Source organism: Borreliella bissettiae DN127 (assembly GCF_000222305.1).
GTDB classification, from domain to species: domain Bacteria; phylum Spirochaetota; class Spirochaetia; order Borreliales; family Borreliaceae; genus Borreliella; species Borreliella carolinensis.
The window spans coordinates 12,431-29,448 of the sequence record NC_015920.1 but is presented as its reverse complement, the minus strand read 5'-3'; the positions used below and the strand labels follow the sequence as shown (position 1 = coordinate 29,448).

21 protein-coding genes are annotated in these 17,018 nt (G+C 32.9%); 16 read left to right on the top strand and 5 right to left on the bottom strand.

Annotated features, from left to right (window positions below):
* Window positions 1-187: 187 nt before the first annotated feature.
* Window positions 188-958: a hypothetical protein gene (locus tag BBIDN127_RS07780; RefSeq protein WP_012666267.1), complete on the top strand. Its 771-nt coding sequence runs from the start codon at window positions 188-190 to the stop codon at window positions 956-958.
* A gap of 22 nt (window positions 959-980) precedes the next feature.
* Here BBIDN127_RS07780 and bdr read toward each other — a convergent pair whose 3' ends face one another.
* The 5 genes from bdr to BBIDN127_RS07135 all read right to left on the bottom strand — a co-directional run bounded on the left by bdr (window position 981) and on the right by BBIDN127_RS07135 (window position 5,272).
* Window positions 981-1,724: a Bdr family repetitive protein gene (gene bdr / locus BBIDN127_RS07155; protein WP_012666278.1), complete on the bottom strand. Its 744-nt coding sequence runs from the start codon at window positions 1,722-1,724 to the stop codon at window positions 981-983.
* A gap of 89 nt (window positions 1,725-1,813) precedes the next feature.
* A complete protein-coding gene (locus tag BBIDN127_RS07150; protein WP_012666272.1) occupies window positions 1,814-2,641 on the bottom strand; it encodes a DnaB helicase C-terminal domain-containing protein in 828 nt (275 codons plus the stop codon).
* 34 nt (window positions 2,642-2,675) lie between these two features.
* Window positions 2,676-3,188 carry a DUF226 domain-containing protein gene (locus BBIDN127_RS07145; protein WP_014023260.1) on the bottom strand — a complete coding sequence of 171 codons (513 nt, stop codon included), beginning with the start codon at window positions 3,186-3,188 and terminating at the stop codon, window positions 2,676-2,678.
* 179 nt (window positions 3,189-3,367) lie between these two features.
* Entirely contained in the window at window positions 3,368-3,778 is a 411-nt protein-coding gene (locus tag BBIDN127_RS07140; RefSeq protein WP_012666277.1) for a hypothetical protein, read from the bottom strand.
* A gap of 24 nt (window positions 3,779-3,802) precedes the next feature.
* Window positions 3,803-5,272 carry a plasmid maintenance protein gene (locus tag BBIDN127_RS07135; RefSeq protein ID WP_044055063.1) on the bottom strand — a complete coding sequence of 490 codons (1,470 nt, stop codon included), beginning with the start codon at window positions 5,270-5,272 and terminating at the stop codon, window positions 3,803-3,805.
* Between the two features lie 379 nt (window positions 5,273-5,651).
* On the opposite strand from BBIDN127_RS07135, the gene BBIDN127_RS07130 reads away from it, so the two are divergent.
* From BBIDN127_RS07130 to BBIDN127_RS07060, 15 genes are read left to right on the top strand one after another with little or no spacing between them, the layout of a single operon-like run.
* Window positions 5,652-6,038, top strand: a complete 387-nt coding sequence (locus BBIDN127_RS07130; RefSeq protein WP_012666263.1) for a hypothetical protein — start codon at window positions 5,652-5,654, stop codon at window positions 6,036-6,038.
* Window positions 6,035-6,727 (top strand): DUF261 family protein, encoded by a 693-nt coding sequence (locus BBIDN127_RS07125; RefSeq protein WP_012666284.1) that lies wholly within the window; start codon window positions 6,035-6,037, stop codon window positions 6,725-6,727. Before BBIDN127_RS07130 ends, BBIDN127_RS07125 begins: the two co-directional genes overlap by 4 nt.
* Window positions 6,727-7,101 carry a hypothetical protein gene (locus BBIDN127_RS07120; RefSeq protein WP_012666257.1) on the top strand — a complete coding sequence of 125 codons (375 nt, stop codon included), beginning with the start codon at window positions 6,727-6,729 and terminating at the stop codon, window positions 7,099-7,101. Before BBIDN127_RS07125 ends, BBIDN127_RS07120 begins: the two co-directional genes overlap by 1 nt.
* Window positions 7,101-7,487, top strand: coding sequence for a BBA14 family lipoprotein (locus BBIDN127_RS07115; RefSeq protein WP_012666273.1), 387 nt, complete (start codon window positions 7,101-7,103; stop codon window positions 7,485-7,487). Before BBIDN127_RS07120 ends, BBIDN127_RS07115 begins: the two co-directional genes overlap by 1 nt.
* A gap of 13 nt (window positions 7,488-7,500) precedes the next feature.
* Window positions 7,501-10,140, top strand: a complete 2,640-nt coding sequence (locus tag BBIDN127_RS07110; RefSeq protein ID WP_012666262.1) for a right-handed parallel beta-helix repeat-containing protein — start codon at window positions 7,501-7,503, stop codon at window positions 10,138-10,140.
* Window positions 10,141-10,923 carry a hypothetical protein gene (locus BBIDN127_RS07105; RefSeq protein ID WP_012666280.1) on the top strand — a complete coding sequence of 261 codons (783 nt, stop codon included), beginning with the start codon at window positions 10,141-10,143 and terminating at the stop codon, window positions 10,921-10,923.
* Between the two features lie 9 nt (window positions 10,924-10,932).
* The gene (locus tag BBIDN127_RS07100) at window positions 10,933-11,709 is read left to right on the top strand and encodes a hypothetical protein (protein WP_012666279.1); all 777 of its coding nucleotides are present in this window, start codon (window positions 10,933-10,935) and stop codon (window positions 11,707-11,709) included.
* A gap of 10 nt (window positions 11,710-11,719) precedes the next feature.
* A complete protein-coding gene (locus BBIDN127_RS07095; protein ID WP_012666288.1) occupies window positions 11,720-12,058 on the top strand; it encodes a hypothetical protein in 339 nt (112 codons plus the stop codon).
* Window positions 12,055-13,245: a PBSX family phage terminase large subunit gene (locus BBIDN127_RS07090; protein ID WP_012666275.1), complete on the top strand. Its 1,191-nt coding sequence runs from the start codon at window positions 12,055-12,057 to the stop codon at window positions 13,243-13,245. The genes BBIDN127_RS07095 and BBIDN127_RS07090 overlap by 4 nt, the downstream gene beginning before the upstream one ends.
* Before the next feature lie 20 nt (window positions 13,246-13,265).
* Window positions 13,266-14,282 (top strand): anti-CBASS protein Acb1 family protein, encoded by a 1,017-nt coding sequence (locus BBIDN127_RS07085; RefSeq protein WP_231001093.1) that lies wholly within the window; start codon window positions 13,266-13,268, stop codon window positions 14,280-14,282.
* Between the two features lie 26 nt (window positions 14,283-14,308).
* A complete protein-coding gene (locus BBIDN127_RS07080) occupies window positions 14,309-14,854 on the top strand; it encodes a hypothetical protein (RefSeq protein WP_012666259.1) in 546 nt (181 codons plus the stop codon).
* Window positions 14,855-15,364 carry a structural cement protein Gp24 gene (locus BBIDN127_RS07075; RefSeq protein WP_012666269.1) on the top strand — a complete coding sequence of 170 codons (510 nt, stop codon included), beginning with the start codon at window positions 14,855-14,857 and terminating at the stop codon, window positions 15,362-15,364.
* Window positions 15,365-15,398: 34 nt separating this feature from the next.
* Window positions 15,399-16,232 (top strand): cytochrome P450 family protein, encoded by an 834-nt coding sequence (locus BBIDN127_RS07070; protein ID WP_012666274.1) that lies wholly within the window; start codon window positions 15,399-15,401, stop codon window positions 16,230-16,232.
* Between the two features lie 12 nt (window positions 16,233-16,244).
* Window positions 16,245-16,583: a hypothetical protein gene (locus BBIDN127_RS07065; protein WP_012666258.1), complete on the top strand. Its 339-nt coding sequence runs from the start codon at window positions 16,245-16,247 to the stop codon at window positions 16,581-16,583.
* A gap of 15 nt (window positions 16,584-16,598) precedes the next feature.
* Window positions 16,599-16,991: a hypothetical protein gene (locus tag BBIDN127_RS07060; RefSeq protein ID WP_014023258.1), complete on the top strand. Its 393-nt coding sequence runs from the start codon at window positions 16,599-16,601 to the stop codon at window positions 16,989-16,991.
* Window positions 16,992-17,018: the final 27 nt, after the last annotated feature.

The following is a 17,018-nucleotide window of genomic DNA, read 5'->3' as shown; positions in this document are numbered from 1 at the left end:
ATTATAATTATTAATTAGTATAGATATTTTATCTCTGAAGATTAACCCTAATAACTACAAACTTAATTTAAAAGTGTCAAACTTTAACCCGGAAATCTTAAGAAAATTTACAAATCGTAAACTTTAACCCAAAAAGTTGAAACTCAAAAAATTTTGACTTTTTACCATAACAGTATATAATATTAATATGTTTTTTTTCAAATTTTTTTCTAAACCCAAGCCTGATAAGAAAAAAAATTATCACAAAATCAATCCGGACGAATTCATTCTAATTAGTGAGCATCTTATCAATTCTTATAGCATTACTCACCAATTGCTTGGAATTATTATGGCTTCCGGAATTCCATTAACTCATATAAAAAATCAAAACATCAAAACTCCTTACAATTTCAAATCTGATATACTTTCTTATACGTTGAACAGCGGTTTACAAATTCAAACATATTCTCTAATTTGCTCTAATAAAATTTCTAGATGTATTGAAAATCTAGATAAAAATAGGCTGCTATCTATTGGTGCAGATAAAATTAATTATGTAGCAAAAAATATTTTTGATTTTAGAATTACTACGAAACAACTAAGAATTATTCATTCTTTGATTGCTAGGTCAAAAGAAACACTACATGAAATCAGATATAACTCTCATTCACAAAACTTCTTTTTAGTTAAAACACCTTGTATATTACATTTATACCAAAAGCTCAAATATATCAAATCGTACGCACCATTAAAGCTCAATCAAAATAATCTAAATTATTATCGAAACAGCTCTAATGAGCTTACATCTACTATTACAAATTTAATTTCAAATTTTTTTAATGAGAGTGAGAATGGGTATTTCAAAAATTTGCATAATCTGACGCTATACATCAATTCTAATCTAAAAAATCTAGGAATCTACAAAAATACTAGTAAATTGCAAAAACGTATTATATCTAAAATTTTTTTTCTTGATTAAGGTAAAAAATTCTCTACAATTTCTATTTTAGATAGTTGTTAATTAATGACGTAATGAAAGGGGTTAGAATAGATATAACAGTGGGCACAACTACTACTGCAATAATAACTATTCTGTTGCTGACTTTAAGCTTTTCAAAAAGAACTTTGTTATTGGCTTCCAGCTTTGTTTCTAGCATTTGTCCCAAATTAAACATATCTTTTTGTAAATTCTTTTCTACGTTATCAATCTTAGCAGTAAGTTCACTTTTAACAGTATCAATCTTAGTATCCAAATTATCTATTTTTAGATTTAAATTCTTTTCTACGTTATCAATCTTAGTAGTAAGTTCACTTTTAACAGTATCAATCTTAGTATCCAAATTATCTATTTTTAGATTTAAATTCTTTTCTACGTTATCAATCTTAGTAGTAAGTTCACTTTTAACAGTATCAATCTTAGTATCTAAATTATCTATTTTTAAATTTAAATTCTTTTCTACGTTATCAATCTTAGTAGTAAGTTCACTTTTAACAGTATCAATCTTAGTATCTAAATTATCTATTTTTAAATTTAAATTCTTTTCTACGTTATCAATCTTAGTAATAAGATTGTCAAACTTTATACCAAATTGTTTTTCTAAATTTTCTAAATCTCTATATGTTAGCTCATTGTGATAATATCTTTTTGATAAATCTTGAGCTATTAGTTGTTCCATACCTAATCGCAGAAATTCTTTATATATTTGTTCTTCAGTAATATTATTGTTTGTCAATGCCGATTTCATAATTTAATTACCTGCTAAATACATTGTAACACAAATCAGGGCTAAATAACAGAATATTCCCAAATCTACAAATCTAAAAAATCTAAATTTCAATTCGAAAATTTTATGGTTTCTGGGGTAAAGCCTAAATTGGCAATCCCAATATAACCGTTTCTATTTTTAGCAACTATCACTTTTACTTTAGTTGTATTACTACCTTTAGAAGAATTCCGCCCTTTACGTTTTTCCCTCTCTTGATGTAAAAAAATTACAATGTCTGCATGCCATTGTAATGCTGCCGATTCTCCCAAAGTTGCCAAACTGGGTTCTACAACCTCAGCGCTTCTGGAAACTTGAGATACAACTATTATTGGAATTCCAAGTTCAAGTGCAAGCGAACGTATATTACGACTCAAAAATGCAACTTGCTCAAAACGAGGAATATTATCCTGTGACACGGGAATCAAATTAATGTAATCGATAAAGATAATTTTTACATCGTGGTTCAATTTCATTTGTCTAGCTTTATCTTCTAGCTCATGTATGCCAGTACCCCAAACGCTATTAATCCAAAAAGAAAAATTACTAACCTCAGAAACTGATTTACGGTAAGCTTTCAGCTCACTCTTGTTTAGCGAGCTGATGTTGTCAATCAACTTATTATATTCTACGCCTGAATTCATCGACAAAAGCCTCCGAGTAACAGATTTACTTGTCATTTCATATGTAAACCATCCAACACTCAAATTCTGTTCTAAACATATGTTGTGAGCAATATTAAGGGCAAAAGCCGTTTTACCAACACTGGGTCGTGCTCCAATTACTACAAAATTTGACTCCCCAAAGCCTTGTATAATAGCATCAAGATCTCTAAATCCGCTCCTTAAAATTAAATTTTCATTTTCACAAGTTGACCTTATAAGACTAGCGACTTTCATAATTTACCCTTTAGTAACATTGTAAATTCAAAATCTATCTACGCAGTCGACTACGTAGCAGACTGCGAAGCAAACTAGGATTATCCTCTTTGCCCAACTTTTTCTGATTGATTTTATCTATCCACTTAGTTATAATACCTTCGCCCTGGGGATTCAAATCTCGACCATAAAACTTAAATACTCCTTTTTCTAACTCCATCAGACGCATATGTAATTTTTTCTGCTCCCTATTATAGCTATCTCGATCCCTAAGCAAATAAGCTATAGTGTGGAGATACAAAAACACACTCCCCTTTTTAAATCTAAATTCAATAAAATACGATTTGTTAAAAGATTTAAATATTTTCTTAGAAAAGCTACAAACAGAAGTATAATCTCTGTAAAATGGATTATTTTTAACCTTATTGTACCCATAAAATATGCCTAAAAACGCATCTCCCTCCTTTATGGGGTACAGCATAATGAATCTTCTCTCTTTGCTAAAAGTATTTATAAAATAAGCACAGAACTTATGTTTATAGGCCCGACAACCCTTATAAATATTCATCAACCTTGTATGGTAATTGGTTTTATCGCCAATAATTTCCTTCTTAAAAAAAGAATGATTCTGAAAAGGTATCTGCTGTTTATCAGTTTCAACAACCTTTTCAGAACTTGCGGGTTTTACTGGTCTTTTTACTATTCTAAAGCTAATATTTTCCTCCTTATTATTTTTGTGAACTCATATTATCCTCCTGTTCCCGCCGGCTTGCCCCCCTTACCTCCACTCCCTCCGGATCCCGCTTGTGCACCAGCAACATTCTTTTGTAACCTGCCAAGAAATATATCTTTATAGTCTTTGACAATCCTAGCCAATATTTTCTTTAAACTTGCATACCTTTTTGCCTTACAAATATATTCAAGACCATCTACCTTCTGGATGGTAAACCCTAATTTATCGTTGTATTTCTTCTGAATCCACTCATCAACGAACTTGTAAATATACTCATAGTCAAAATCTTCTGGTTCTAATTTAGGGAAATTAGTAATGCTTTTGTCTTTAGCTTTAGCTTGAACTTCGGTACTTCTGTAAACATGCCAAATCTTGTCCCTTCTTAAGTAAAGCCTTCTTACTAAATGTTTCATTCTTATTCTCATTTTCCCTCCTAAAGCCACCTAGGCTTAAATTGCTTTTTTATCAATTCCAAGGCTTTCAAGAGTAATTCCTTTAATTGTCTTAAAGCCCAAGGAATCCTTAACGATGTTACTTCTTCCATAGATGTTATTTCTATTCTCCCCTAAGTAAATTCTCTCCGGCGGCGTATTTATGCTATCTTGCTCCTGATTATTTGACAATTCTCCTGTTTGCGTTTGCACTTGTGCTTGCGATTGACCACTGATTCTCTCCAAACGCTCTCTACTACGCTGTTCTCTTTCTCTAGCCTCCATTGAAAGCACTTTTTTCACATAGTCATTAAGCTCAACTTTTTTCTTAACAAACTCTCCAAACCTTTCCTTCCAAATGACCTCATAATCGCTAATAACCCCGTCTCTACGCTTCATCATCATCCAAACTTTATATCGATAAATAGAAAACTGATCCAAAAAGTGTTCAAGCACATACTTCAGATTACTCTCCTTGTGTTCGTCTAAGGCCTTATCCAGATTATACAGAGCATTTCTGTAAGTTGTAGGATTATTGCTAAGATCTTTTATTCGACTAAGAAAATCTTTTGGGATATTCCTTTCGATCAATTTAGTCTCAATATCTTTTTTTTCAAAATTAATATTGTTTTTTTGAATTTTTGAATTATATAAAGAATTCTTTGAATTCTTATAATTACTATAGCTTATACTAGCTTTATTAAATACAGCCGGTGGCGAGTGGTGCGACATTGTGGTGCGACTGTCAACATCCTGATTAGTTAAGACAGTGTCGCATGAAGATTTCAAAAAAATATTTTCAGATAATCTTTCTGAATGTTTAGAAAACTTATCTGAAAAATTGTTAGAAAAATGAGAAGCTCCATTGGACATATCGGAAAGATACTTTAATGGATTGTTAGCAACATCATAAAATTTAGCAGTCTTAGAAACATTAAACACCGCATTTTTGATGTCTTCGTCAAAATCACCAACTATTTTTTTATTCTCAAGCTTTTCATAAAGTAATTGAACAAGATGTTCCCAAATTATTTCCTTATGATAAGCCACAAGCTCAGCATTTTGTATATAATGAGCAATGCTTCCTTTTCCTTTGTTGTCCTTATTACCGAACTTTCTTAACTTGGTTTTAATCAAGCCAATTTCGTTAAGCAGTTTTAAATCCCGCTGCACAGTGCGCACACTAACAACCTTTTTGCCATCTTTTTTGAGCAGATCAGCAACCAGCCTATAAATATCGCACGCCGAATAACGAACAACCCCACAAGAGTTTTTGTAATTTTGATTTTTGACATCAATCACCCAATAAACCTTTAAAAGTCTATCGTATTGGTTTGATCTCATTTTTTTGATCAGTGACTCAACTTGAGACACTTTAATCGTGTTAGAACAGTGTTCTTTTTTACTGTTTAAAGCTACCAATTTGGTAAGCAATTCATGTAATAACACTTTACTAAGTCTAGCATTATTTAATAATATTGTATTCATATGAAATTGTTTTAACCTCACACACTTAAACTTATTTTGTGTCCGAGGCTTAAGTCGCGCTGCTTGCAGTGCGACTTAAACTTTATTTCCTTTTAAAAGATTTTTTAAGGTTCATTTCTAAAAAAATTAGCCTCTCCATGCACACATAGTATATATCAATTTGGATTTTTTGTCTCTAAAAAGTCAAAAAATTTTTTGACTTTTTGACTTTTAGCAAAAACGTTATACAATTACGAAATACCTAATGATGTGATAGTTTTGACATTGTTGGATAACACTTGGATTTTTAATCCAGTCTAGCTAGACCATATTTTATTTATTTTTCTAAAAGTAAGTAAAATATGGTTTTTTTAAAAATTTAAAAAATTAAAGGAATTATATGACAAGAGTAAAAAAACAAATAAATATTATTGGCAGCATTGTAGCAATGCTAGTAATATCTATCTCTGGGCTTGGCACATACGCTTTTAAAGGGGTGATGGCTGATCTAAAAACTTCAGTCCTAAAAGCCAAAAACGAAGTCTTTAAAGAACTCGAAGATTATTACAATGCCAAGATTAAATCTGAATTCGAAGAAATAAAAAACTCCATCAAAGAAGAACTAAAAGAAGAACTAAAAAGAACCACAGAATTTATTAACGCGGTTAATAAAGAAAATTTGATATTGGAAGTTAGAAATATTTTCTCAAAAGATCGAATCAAAATACAAGAACTTCTAAAAGAAGAAATAGAAAAAAATTTTAGAAAACTTGGAGAAAGTAAATGAATAACAAAATGTTTTTATGCATTTACAATTTTTTCTACAAACTTTTAAAAGACTACTTCATAAAGAAATACAAATCGGAATTACTCGAAAGTGCAGCATATTTCAAAAATTCTTACAAAGAACCTGTAAAAGAAGTTGAAATTCACAGACTTGTCGTGCCTTTGCAAATGCAATTTAAAGAACAAAATGAAGTTATTTCAAAATTTGGATGTTATTTTCTTTGTATTTTATTTATTAGTCTTGTGATAAAAGAAATCAAAAACAGCGTTGAAAAATGTTTTGATTGTTTTGAGATTGATTTACTTTTCAAAGGCCTTGTAAATAAAGGCTGCCTAAGGGGTGATAACGCATTTGTTAATTCTCCAAATGCAATATTTGCAAACTTGGGTATTGATGAAGATATTTTCTTCGAAGAAAAACATCACCCAACCTCTTATATCCCATCAGAATCTGATATTTTGATTGGCAAGTATAAAGACACAAGTTCTAATTTTTACCATTTTGTAATTTTAAACAGTGACCTAAAAACTGTGATTTGGGATTCACTTGGCAATTCCAAAACTGTTTCAAACGGACACTTGGAGTCTTTAAGAGCATTTAAAATTCAAAATAAAGCAATTTTAGAGCGCGTAAAGGATAGACTAGAATTTTACAGTGCAAAATTTAGAAATAATTTGGAGGTAGCGTAATGAACGCAATTAAAAACATTAATGAGTTACTAGACGCAGTAGACGTCAAAAATGCACTTCTAAAGGGGCTTGAAAGTTCTTTTGGTAGCGAAAAATTAGATATTGTAAACGAAGGAATGACATTTACAAGTTCACTTTTGAAATTCATACTCTACATTAAAGACAAAATCGAAAAAAACAATGAAGATCAAGCGGCTGTTGAACAAATTGATAAACGACTCAAAGATACAATTGAACTCTCAATACAAGCTTATAAAGCTTACAAAGATTCTGGAGGTGATTTTTCCGAATACAAAAAGCTTTTAAAACTTAGAGACGAAGTCACAAGCAAAATGTTAAAAGATTTACAAAATCAAGTTCAAGGGAGCAAATAATGAAAAATTTAAAGACAAAAATTAATTTTTTAGGGATATTTTGGCTACTGTTGCTATTTCTTTCTTGCGAATCAATACCATCACTTCCCCAAAAACCAACCTTAACAAACAAAGAAGATATTGAAAATTTAATGCTCGATGAAGCAGAACTTTTTAGATACTCAACCGCACTAAATGTTTGGCTTTTGACTGTAAAATCTTATGTGATCAAATACTATCCTAATGACAAATTTCCTATGTTTGAAAATTTTGATCCCGTGTTTGGCGATGAAAATGAAACTAAAGAAACAAATATACTAAAAAATCGAATTACCTACTACAATCGATACATAGAAAAAACCGAACCGATTGTATTTGGGTGTTACAAAAAATACAGCAGAAGATAAGGATTGTATCAAGTTGAAAGATCAAGACAATTCAAGTCAAGAACCCGAAGCCTTAAATCAAGAAGCTGGAAAAGGCACCGAAACTGAGGAAATCTCAAATCCCAAAGAAGAAACATCGGAAAATTGTACTTCTTTGGGGCTTGATATTGTATTCTACACGGACGAGGGTCAAATTTTTGAACTTACCCCTTTTGTTGATACTACAAGCATTGTATTAGAAGAAAAAATAGTCGATCCAAGCCTAAAAACAGCAGCAAGTAAGTTTAGTTTCAGCGTAAGCGGACTTTCAGAAGAGTTTTTGAATTTCTTGTTTTTCAGAAATGAAGATATCTTCGTAAAAGTAAATAATAACAATAAACCCGTTTTTAGAGGAATTTTAGAAAAATTTTTCAGCAGAGACTTATTCAATAGTACCAAAAGCGTATCGTTTACAGTTAACGACTACTCTAGCCTACTAAAGATTGCATTCGAAAATCCAGTTCAATTCCCTATCAATTTTGTACCAGACTGGCTTTTTGTATACAATCCTTTAGCAAAAGAACTTTCACTTGTCCATCTAATAATAGAAAAAACCAAATTGAAAGACCTTATTGATGATGAAGTTGGCGAAGCAATCCTTGATAAAGTTCCCGCTGTAATTATTGATTGTGGAGAAGATGTCGAAACTATTTTGCAAGCCTTGTTGTATGAATTTGGATATGCATACACCTTCTCTTCAAGTGGTAAATTACAAATTCTTCCAATCTGGAAAAGTGAAGTCATCAATAAAGATGTTGAAATTTGTTCTTTAGACGCTGAAAGTTATGTTATGTCCAAAAGCAGCTCCAGCAGTTACGATTCAACTAAAGTTATTTGGAGAGAAGGCAAGTTTCAAAGCAAAGAAGAAGCAATGTCCAAAAAACGGCCACTGTACTCAGCCCCAATTAATGTTGCTGGGAATGATGGCACACTGTATGTAGCGGTACTTCAAAAAGGTGTGGTTTACCCCGACTTTGCGGACAAAGTTGGCAGCAGTGTTTTTCAAGAATACGATCCTAGCTGGTTAGATACGGTTTACAAATGGGACTTCAAAAGGCGCGAAGTTTGGCACGATCACTACGCAATAAACGAACATTTAGCAATAATCTCTACACATAATCTTGAAGCAAGGTTTAATGCTGATTCCTACATTAAGCTTGAAAATAAAGAATATTTTCCAACAAAAGCCAAACTTTGGTTTAGAAACACTTCCAGTAGCCAGGGCTCCAGATACATTTATCACTTTGACATTTACGGCGATGTTTTCTACACAACAACTCGAAATGTACTGCAAACTGATAATGCCGATGATTTTTATTCTAAAAAGTTTGAATACACAACGAGATTCATTTTTTCCGAAGATTCAGCATTAAGACTTTTTGAATTCTTAACAAACCTACGAGTCAAGGGACACACTATTGTTAATTTCCGGTCAATGCAGAATCTAAATCTGACTGATTTTGTCAAACTTAGGCTTGAAAATATTGGAATTGATCATTTTTTTCTGATACTTTCAAAAAAAATTACTAATTTCGATCTGGATATTAAACTCTACGAGTACGAGGGAATCACTTGGGGTGACTACACTCACTACGAATACCTTACAACTTCAACCAAAATAGGAATAAGCGACTATTTGTCTGGGGTTCACAAAGTTGTTATTGCACCGTTTAATTATAATGGGATCGAAACTTCCCACTTCAAAGCAGTCGGATTTAAGGACGAAGATGCTTTCAATGCTGCGATTGAATTTGCAAAACAAGCCGGACTGAGCAAAATAAAGTTACTTAAAGGTGATTTTTACATCTACGATCAAGTAAAGCTAAACAATTTAGAAATAGAAAGTGATGACGAAGTTTTCATAAGAAGCACGGGGTTTTCTAAACATATTTTTACATCAGAAAAATCATTTAAATTGTCTGGAATTAACATATGCCAACAACCAATGAGTGAACTTTACATTAACGGAGGAGATCTAAACCAAGAAGAACTGTCGCCTTATCTGGAAGACAAGAGTTTCACACAACTTAATGATTTAGTGCTATGTTCATCATATTCGTTAAAAGAAGATGCTAGATCATCGGTCTATGTTACAGATGCAAGCTTTGTATACATCAAAAATGTCACATTTCTTTGTGCTCTAAATAAAGCACTAAATTTCAAAAGAACAAAAAAAATTTTACTTGAAGATGTTAATTTTGATTCTACAAATCAAAGTTTTGACATAGAAAATGTTGCCAATCTAACACTAATTAATGTTACTGCTAAAGGCAGTAAAACTGCATCGATTGCAAATGGCCTAAATGCAATAATTAGAGAAAGCTCCTTTACCAACAACACAGACGCACTCAAACTTTCTAACTTTTCAAGCTTAAAAATAACCGATACGCAGTTTAGCAATAACAATGGCACTGCACTGCATTTAGCAGACATTACTAGTGCAAGACTAAGTAATAATACGTTTACAGAAAATAAAGTTGGACTTGAAAATCATGCTTTTGACTTGATCATACGCGACACTTTTGTAAAAAACACACTTGCTCTTAATTTAACAGGAAAATTAAATGCGGGAGTGCGAACGCTTGACCTTAGTACTTATATGGAAAACACTAAAGACAAACAGGAGGCCGCTTAAATGATAAGTGATGATGATTTCGAAGATATCAAAAAAAGACTTCAAGCCGACAATATCAAAATTCAATTTGGTGTCGGGACCATGGAAGAAGCAAAAAATTATGTTGGTAAACTTGGCGAGCCCATTGTTGTCAAAGATAAAGAATTATTTGCTATTTGTAATGGCAAAGACACCGATAACAGAAAATACTATCCCATTAACAAGAATACTAAGCCTCCTATTGGCGAAAATATAGATGATTATTTAAAAGAGTTAGTTAATTGGTGTTTAGAAAACACTTATCCTGGATTTTTAACTGCAGAATTCGCCAAGGAAGGATCACTATCAAGAAGTAAGTTGATACAAGCTTTTGAGAATACTAAAAAATTTTGTATTCCAGATGGAAGACCTCTTCCCGAGAATTGTTTTGTAAAAGAAAAATTTGGAATATCTTCGGCCCCCAATTTGTCAGGCAGATTTTTGAGACACTATGATTCTGGCGGCTATACCGACTCTTCTGGGTCAAGAAGCTTAGGGAATGAACAAAGTGATTCTTTAAAAAGTCACCGTCATTATATTGATCGCAGCAAATTGGAAAGAATATATGGACAGCTTGTGACCGAAGTCGATAGCATTAAAAGAACTTCAGATTGGTCTAGAGGCGATACCAGTTTTATAACTCAAATGCTTGTTGGCAGTTTCATAAATAGAGATGACTTTCCTGATCGAACAGACTATTACGGAGATAGCGAAACACGTCCCAAAAACACATGTTACATTTCATTCTACAGATACGATTGGTAGGTAAAATCAATGATAACGCAAAAAGACTACACAGAAATAAAAAAACGACTCGAAAAAACCAAAACTCGTATCCAATTCAGAAATGGCAACAAAATAGACTCTCTAGGATATGAGGGCTCTCTTGGAGAACCAATTTTACTAAAAGATAAGCTTACTTTTTCAGTATGTGATGGGAAAAGCATTGACAATAGAAAAGAATATGAAATTACTAAAAATACACCAAATTTAGATTCACTTAGTGAATGTTTAGAACATATGACTTTGTTTTTCCTAAGAAAAACACCCGTCGGTGCCTTAACTGCCAAATTTGCACAAGAAGGATCAAGCCTTAGAAGAAGCAAATTAATTGAAGCATTTACAAGCACAAACAAATTTTGTATTCCAGACGGAAGAAGCTTGCCAAGCAATTGTTACGCATATAAAGTTTTGGGAATATCTTCGGCCCCCAATTTGTCGGGCAGATTTTTGAGACACTACGACTCAAGCAATTCCAGAAGCTTAGGGAATACACAAAGTGACACTTTTGAAAGTCACAGACATGATATAGATAACAGCAGAATTAATTTTAAAGGTGCAACAGTAGGAATGATGATAGGCACTAAACGTGTTGACCCTAATTGGTATTGGGATTATGGCAATACTAGATTTTATACTATGAATACTATGCTTAGTGATTATATAGGCGTAGAACATCTATCGGTGGAGTATACAGATTATTACAATGGCCTTGATGAAACAAGACCTAAAAATACCTGCTATATATCTTTTTACAGATACGATCTTTAGGAGAAAAATTATGGACAATTTACAAATTCAAGAAAATTTAAAAAAATTAATAGAAGAAAAACTTTCTTTTGATAATCAAACTGTACACAACTCCAGCAAACAAGCATTGCTTAGACTGTTTGTCAACAAAATGTTTGAATTTTCAAACAGCAATGTGCTAGCAACAAGTCTACACGCATTTAGAATGTTTTTTGCAGTCTTTGAAATGAGCGAAGCTGAAGATTTAGTGCTAGACATTATTAACAAAGAAAAATTAATTATTGGAAACAATACAAGTACGAATTTTGTAAAAAGTTGTTCTTATACTGAAGAAGAAATCAACAAAATTATTACCAAGGGTGAACTATGAGATTAAGGCGACTTCCAGTATATGTTGATGCCTACAAAGAAAAGCCCAATGCTGAAATTTTCATATACTATTCAAGTAGGGGAACTGGTAAAACCTACGACATTGCAACTGTTAATTTAGAAAGAAAATTTAGTGCTGATGGAGGTGATACCCTTGCAATTAGAAAAAAGAAAAACAAAACAACACAATCAATACACAAAGAAATTTTAGAACTTTTAAGCATATACAACTTAAGAAAATTTTTCAATATAAGCAAAGCAAAAATTGAAAGTAAGAGTTTGATTTTTGGGAAAAAACGTGCCTTTGTTTTCGAAGGAGGACACGACACAAGAGACTTGAAATCTTATGCTCATTTCAAAGACTTGTGGCTGGAAGAAGCCAATCAGTTTAGCTCCGATGACATAGAAATGCTTATTCCTACAATGAGAGAACAAGGAGGCAGAATCTATATGTCAAGCAATCCGGTGCCTAAATCTCACTGGCTATACAAAAGGTACTTATCAAACCAAGACAATCCCGCTGTGTGTATAATCAAAAGCACTTACCGCGACAACCCATTTTTAAATGGTGGAGATGTACAAGCTTGGCTTGAAAAACAAAAACTTGCATATCATGGTAATGACATTGGTTTTAGAATTGAGGTTTTAGGAGAAGAGTTTGATTTTGGCACAGCACGACTAATAAAAAAATTTAATGTGTGTGGTCCCGATATTCTTTCTAGAGCTAATGGAAGCTACTATACAGGAATACACATTAAAGGCAACAGAATTTGTTTTTTAGAAATTCTTGTTGGAAGAATTTCTTATCTTCCAGTTGTAATTATTACAAACGCATGTAGTAAAGTTTTACTATCAAAAACTGATTACCAATCCGAAATTAATAAGTTCAAAGGAGTTTTTGTATTGCCAGCAGCAAGAGAAGAACTTAAATATGTATTCTCTCGTTTTGGCAGAGGCACTTTGCTTGCAAAAAAACGAAACTTGTATTCACTCTCAGACTATTTGATACCGTCGAATCTTAATGTAGTAAACAAACCCGAAACCACCGATGTAATTTCAGAGTTCAATGAAACTGAATATTACTATGATGAATCTAGTGCAGAAGATAGCGAAGTTACAAATTTTGTTATGCAAAAAGATTTGGTATACATCCCGGCATTTCTCAATGCCATATCGGTTTTTAGCTAAAGGAGCTTCTAATGTTTAGAATGAAATTTTTCAAAAAAAACAAAGAAACTAAACTATTTCCAGTAAGCGAATACACACCACATCAAGACCAATTAAGACTTGCCCACCAAGTAGCCGAAATTTACGCGGGTTTTGCATCTTCCAGAGACATTGAGCACAAAGTTGGCGATGGACTTTCAAAATTATTTGATAATAATTTCAGAGCTGTGATCAAAAAAATGGTCTATACAGCAATTTTGTCTGGAGAAAGCCATTTTTATATAGTAGTTCCAGATTCCGATGATCCACACAAGCCACTAAAAAAAGGGTTTCCTTGTCTTTGTTATAACTTTGGTGAAGTTATTGATGGGGGATCTTATTTCTTAAAAAATATACATGAAAGCAGAATCATTACCATGAAGTCATCTTTTCTAAATTTTGAATCTCTAAAAAAAAGCAGCAATATTATGAACACGCTACTTAATGAAACGGTAGGGTTTTTAAGGGTGAATAATTTTACTTTCCTTAAATCAGCAACTCTGCCATCGGTTAAGGATATGACTGCATATGATCTGGCTGAAGTTAAAAAAAACATTGAGGGGGTTCTTGATAGCAACCACAAAATGATGATACTTGGAAGAGAAGATGATATTGCTAATGTAACAAGATCTGTAAGCCCACTAAGAGATGCTTTTGAAATCATTGTATCAGACATAACACTTCATTCAGGAATTCCCAAAGAAATACTGTACCCAATATCTCCTTCTGGAGAAGGCAGCGTTGGTAACTATGATATTTTTTACCTAAACATTGAACAGATATGCAAACTAATGGTAACGCCATTCATCAATGCGGTACTTTCAAAATTTGGATTGAGCTCTAATTGGTGTTACAAACCAGTAAAACCAATTAGTCAAAAAGAACAAGCCGAAATTGATGAAAAACATGCAAAAACCTTAGCAACTTATGTGGAACTTTTAAGTAAGGCGAAAGAAATGGGAAATGATAGCTTGTATTTAAAAATACAAGATGAAATGAATCAGTACTTGCAAATTTAGAAAATTTAATTTTAAAGGAGGTTAATATGCAAGAGCAAATAAATGAAGAAACTGTTACAATTTCTGAATCTTTGCCAAAAAATGACAAAGAACTTGTAACAATATCTTCAGAAGAATACGAACGGTTAGTGTCTGATGCAAAAAAATTACCAGACATGATATCACGAGAAGATTTCGAAAAACGACTTGCTGAGGCTGAGAGCAACTTTATAAAAGCTCGAAAACAAGCCGAAAGGCAAGCCGAAGCTAATGCTTTCAAAGATTCTAAAATTTTGTCAAATCTTGAGAAAGCTTGTGAGCAGTATGAAATTGCTCCACCTTTTGCTAATGTTCTGAGTGTAAAAGACGCGAAGCTTGCATTTTTGGATGCAATGAAAAAAAAGTACAACATCAAGTTCAAAATTGACGAGGAAGGTGACCTTGATTCGCAAATCGACAATATCAGCTTGCTAGTACAAGAACTTACAGCGTACAAGCAAATGGTAAATGCAAGAAATCGATTTACAGGTCAAATTATTAACGAGACAAAATTACAAAAATACAAAGATAAATTTGCTTTGGGGAGGGCATAAATGGCAGATTTCGATTTCACAAAATTGTGTAAAAATTTCGTTTTAGGAGTTGAACACAAAGCGGGTATACATCAAACTGAAACTGCAATAGTTGATGTTGAATCAACCATCATCAAACCGGGAGATCCAGTTTATTCGAGTGGGTCAAGCGAAATGGGAGAAGTACTGGTAAAGGCTGCAACTGTAACAGCAGGAGTTGGTCCTATTCGTGGATTTGCTTTAAAAAAGGCAGATATTGCTTTACTAGAAAATGAAAATTACTCACCTGGCGAACTAATTCCAATAAGACGTGCTGGGGAAATAACCGTTATGTTAGATAGCACATTTACAACTCCTAAAATTGGCGATTTTGTGTTTTTAAAGGCAGGAAAACTTGTAAAAGACGGCAAAGGGGGTGTGCAAGTTGGTAGAATCAAAGACGTTAGTCTTGATACAAATAGCAAAGTAGTTTTGCTTGATGTTAATATTGGGCCTGAGTTTGAGTCTAATGGCAACAGAAAATTCGCATGAACGTAAAAATTTGTAAAAAAATAGGAGGTAGATTTTGAGTAGAAGTATTTTTGCAGAAGCAAGTGGTAGTTACAGTGCAGATATAATACAACTTGCAAAAGGTGGCCTTTCCGAACTTGTGCCTTACAAGATGATAAGTAGAAATGATCTAAGACAAGGTTATTATATTGTCAAAAAAGCAACAGTTGACCACAATGTCACAGCAACTTTTGGTGATCATAGTAATGAAATTGGGAAAAGTAGCATTTTCTTCAAAGAAATGGCTTACAAGATGCACGTATTTGATACAGTACAGCGAATTTCTCTAAAAGACCTAATGTACGGAACTATAACTGAAGATGAAGTAAAGGCCAATCTAGAGCTTGGCCTTATGAAGGATGCATACCATTCTGTTATCTTTGGTAAAAAAAACATCAATATGGAAGGCATTGCAAATCTAAAGGGCAGAAGTAAAGTTACTGTTGAAACACTTACTACTGGATTTACGTTGTATGAAAAAGTAGCACTTGCAAAACGTGAAGCAGAAAAACACATGGAAAAACTTGATGAGGGTTACCATCTTTTAGTTCCTCACAATTTTTCTCACCTTTTATTAGAGTTGTACAGCGAACCTCAGTATGTAACAGTTAAAGAAGCACTTTTTAGAGATCATCAGGTGGTAACTTCGGTTTTCAAAGGATTAAAAAATCCTATACTTTATCAACCAAATCCAGAAGTTATGTTTGTTCCAATGTTGTCAGAAATATTCTTTAGAAAATTTGCATCATCAGACGGAGATTACATTCATGCCTCAATGGAATCAGCAGGAATAATTCACTTTCAACCACAAGAAGTTGTTGAAATTGAAGTTACAAAACCTAATGGGTAACAAACTTAGCAAATGAGTGAACTTGACGATCTTATTATGTGGATCAATCTTACTAAGATAGAATCTTTACGAATTGAGTGCATCAATGAAGACGGAAGCATTAGTATCCCAGATCAAACAAAAGTGCAACTTTTTGAAGTGCTAAGATATGCAAAATCTATTTTGGCCTTGTACCAAATGGGAGCTGCTTATAATAATTGGCTTGTAATTTTGCTTGATGTTCTTTATTTAGAAGTTTTCAATATTAGGTGTAAAGGAGATCAAAAAGAGTGTAAATTTAAGTACCTGCTCTCTCAACTTGATTTCCTATTTCCGCGTATTGATTCTTGTCCCTTTCTTTATATTGGTTGACCAAAAGGATAACAAATGGGAATTGGAGAAAAAATAAGAAAATCTATATTTGATAATGCAAAAAGTTTTGTTGGTTTTAAAATCCGACAAAAGTCGGACTCCTTAAAATCACATATCCCCGGGCGATTGTCGAATGTAACAAATATTGATTTAGAAGAAACTTCTTTGGGAATTAGTTTAAAAGTAAAGGTAGGCTCCCCTCTTTCCGAATTTCTAGACTCAGGACAGGCATATAACAACAATTTGCCAGCTCCAAGTCTAACAAAAATCAAGAGTTGGGCAGCATATAAGGGTATAGAATCCTCAGCAGTGCCCATTTGGCTATCTCTGAAGAAGAGAAAACCTAAAAACCAATATACAAACTGGACAAGCGATTTAGTAAAGGAGTCTGCAAAATTACTTAGATGAAGCACATAGAAGAATTTGTCATTAATC

Excerpts from the sequence above, each read along its gene's own strand:
- BBIDN127_RS07060 (WP_014023258.1), top strand. The coding sequence starts at position 16,599 with ATGGGAATTGGAGAAAAAATAAGAAAATCTATATTTGATAATGCAAAA.
- BBIDN127_RS07100 (WP_012666279.1), top strand. The coding sequence starts at position 10,933 with ATGATAACGCAAAAAGACTACACAGAAATAAAAAAACGACTCGAAAAA.
- BBIDN127_RS07135 (WP_044055063.1), bottom strand. The coding sequence starts at position 5,272 with ATGAATACAATATTATTAAATAATGCTAGACTTAGTAAAGTGTTATTA.
- BBIDN127_RS07105 (WP_012666280.1), top strand. The coding sequence starts at position 10,141 with ATGATAAGTGATGATGATTTCGAAGATATCAAAAAAAGACTTCAAGCC.
- BBIDN127_RS07780 (WP_012666267.1), top strand. The coding sequence starts at position 188 with ATGTTTTTTTTCAAATTTTTTTCTAAACCCAAGCCTGATAAGAAAAAA.
- BBIDN127_RS07115 (WP_012666273.1), top strand. The coding sequence starts at position 7,101 with ATGAAAAATTTAAAGACAAAAATTAATTTTTTAGGGATATTTTGGCTA.
- BBIDN127_RS07095 (WP_012666288.1), top strand. The coding sequence starts at position 11,720 with ATGGACAATTTACAAATTCAAGAAAATTTAAAAAAATTAATAGAAGAA.
- BBIDN127_RS07065 (WP_012666258.1), top strand. The coding sequence starts at position 16,245 with ATGAGTGAACTTGACGATCTTATTATGTGGATCAATCTTACTAAGATA.
- BBIDN127_RS07085 (WP_231001093.1), top strand. The coding sequence starts at position 13,266 with ATGAAATTTTTCAAAAAAAACAAAGAAACTAAACTATTTCCAGTAAGC.
- BBIDN127_RS07125 (WP_012666284.1), top strand. The coding sequence starts at position 6,035 with ATGAATAACAAAATGTTTTTATGCATTTACAATTTTTTCTACAAACTT.
- BBIDN127_RS07130 (WP_012666263.1), top strand. The coding sequence starts at position 5,652 with ATGACAAGAGTAAAAAAACAAATAAATATTATTGGCAGCATTGTAGCA.
- BBIDN127_RS07120 (WP_012666257.1), top strand. The coding sequence starts at position 6,727 with ATGAACGCAATTAAAAACATTAATGAGTTACTAGACGCAGTAGACGTC.
- BBIDN127_RS07150 (WP_012666272.1), bottom strand. The coding sequence starts at position 2,641 with ATGAAAGTCGCTAGTCTTATAAGGTCAACTTGTGAAAATGAAAATTTA.
- BBIDN127_RS07090 (WP_012666275.1), top strand. The coding sequence starts at position 12,055 with ATGAGATTAAGGCGACTTCCAGTATATGTTGATGCCTACAAAGAAAAG.
- bdr (WP_012666278.1), bottom strand. The coding sequence starts at position 1,724 with ATGAAATCGGCATTGACAAACAATAATATTACTGAAGAACAAATATAT.
- BBIDN127_RS07080 (WP_012666259.1), top strand. The coding sequence starts at position 14,309 with ATGCAAGAGCAAATAAATGAAGAAACTGTTACAATTTCTGAATCTTTG.
- BBIDN127_RS07145 (WP_014023260.1), bottom strand. The coding sequence starts at position 3,188 with ATGAATATTTATAAGGGTTGTCGGGCCTATAAACATAAGTTCTGTGCT.
- BBIDN127_RS07140 (WP_012666277.1), bottom strand. The coding sequence starts at position 3,778 with ATGAGAATAAGAATGAAACATTTAGTAAGAAGGCTTTACTTAAGAAGG.
- BBIDN127_RS07075 (WP_012666269.1), top strand. The coding sequence starts at position 14,855 with ATGGCAGATTTCGATTTCACAAAATTGTGTAAAAATTTCGTTTTAGGA.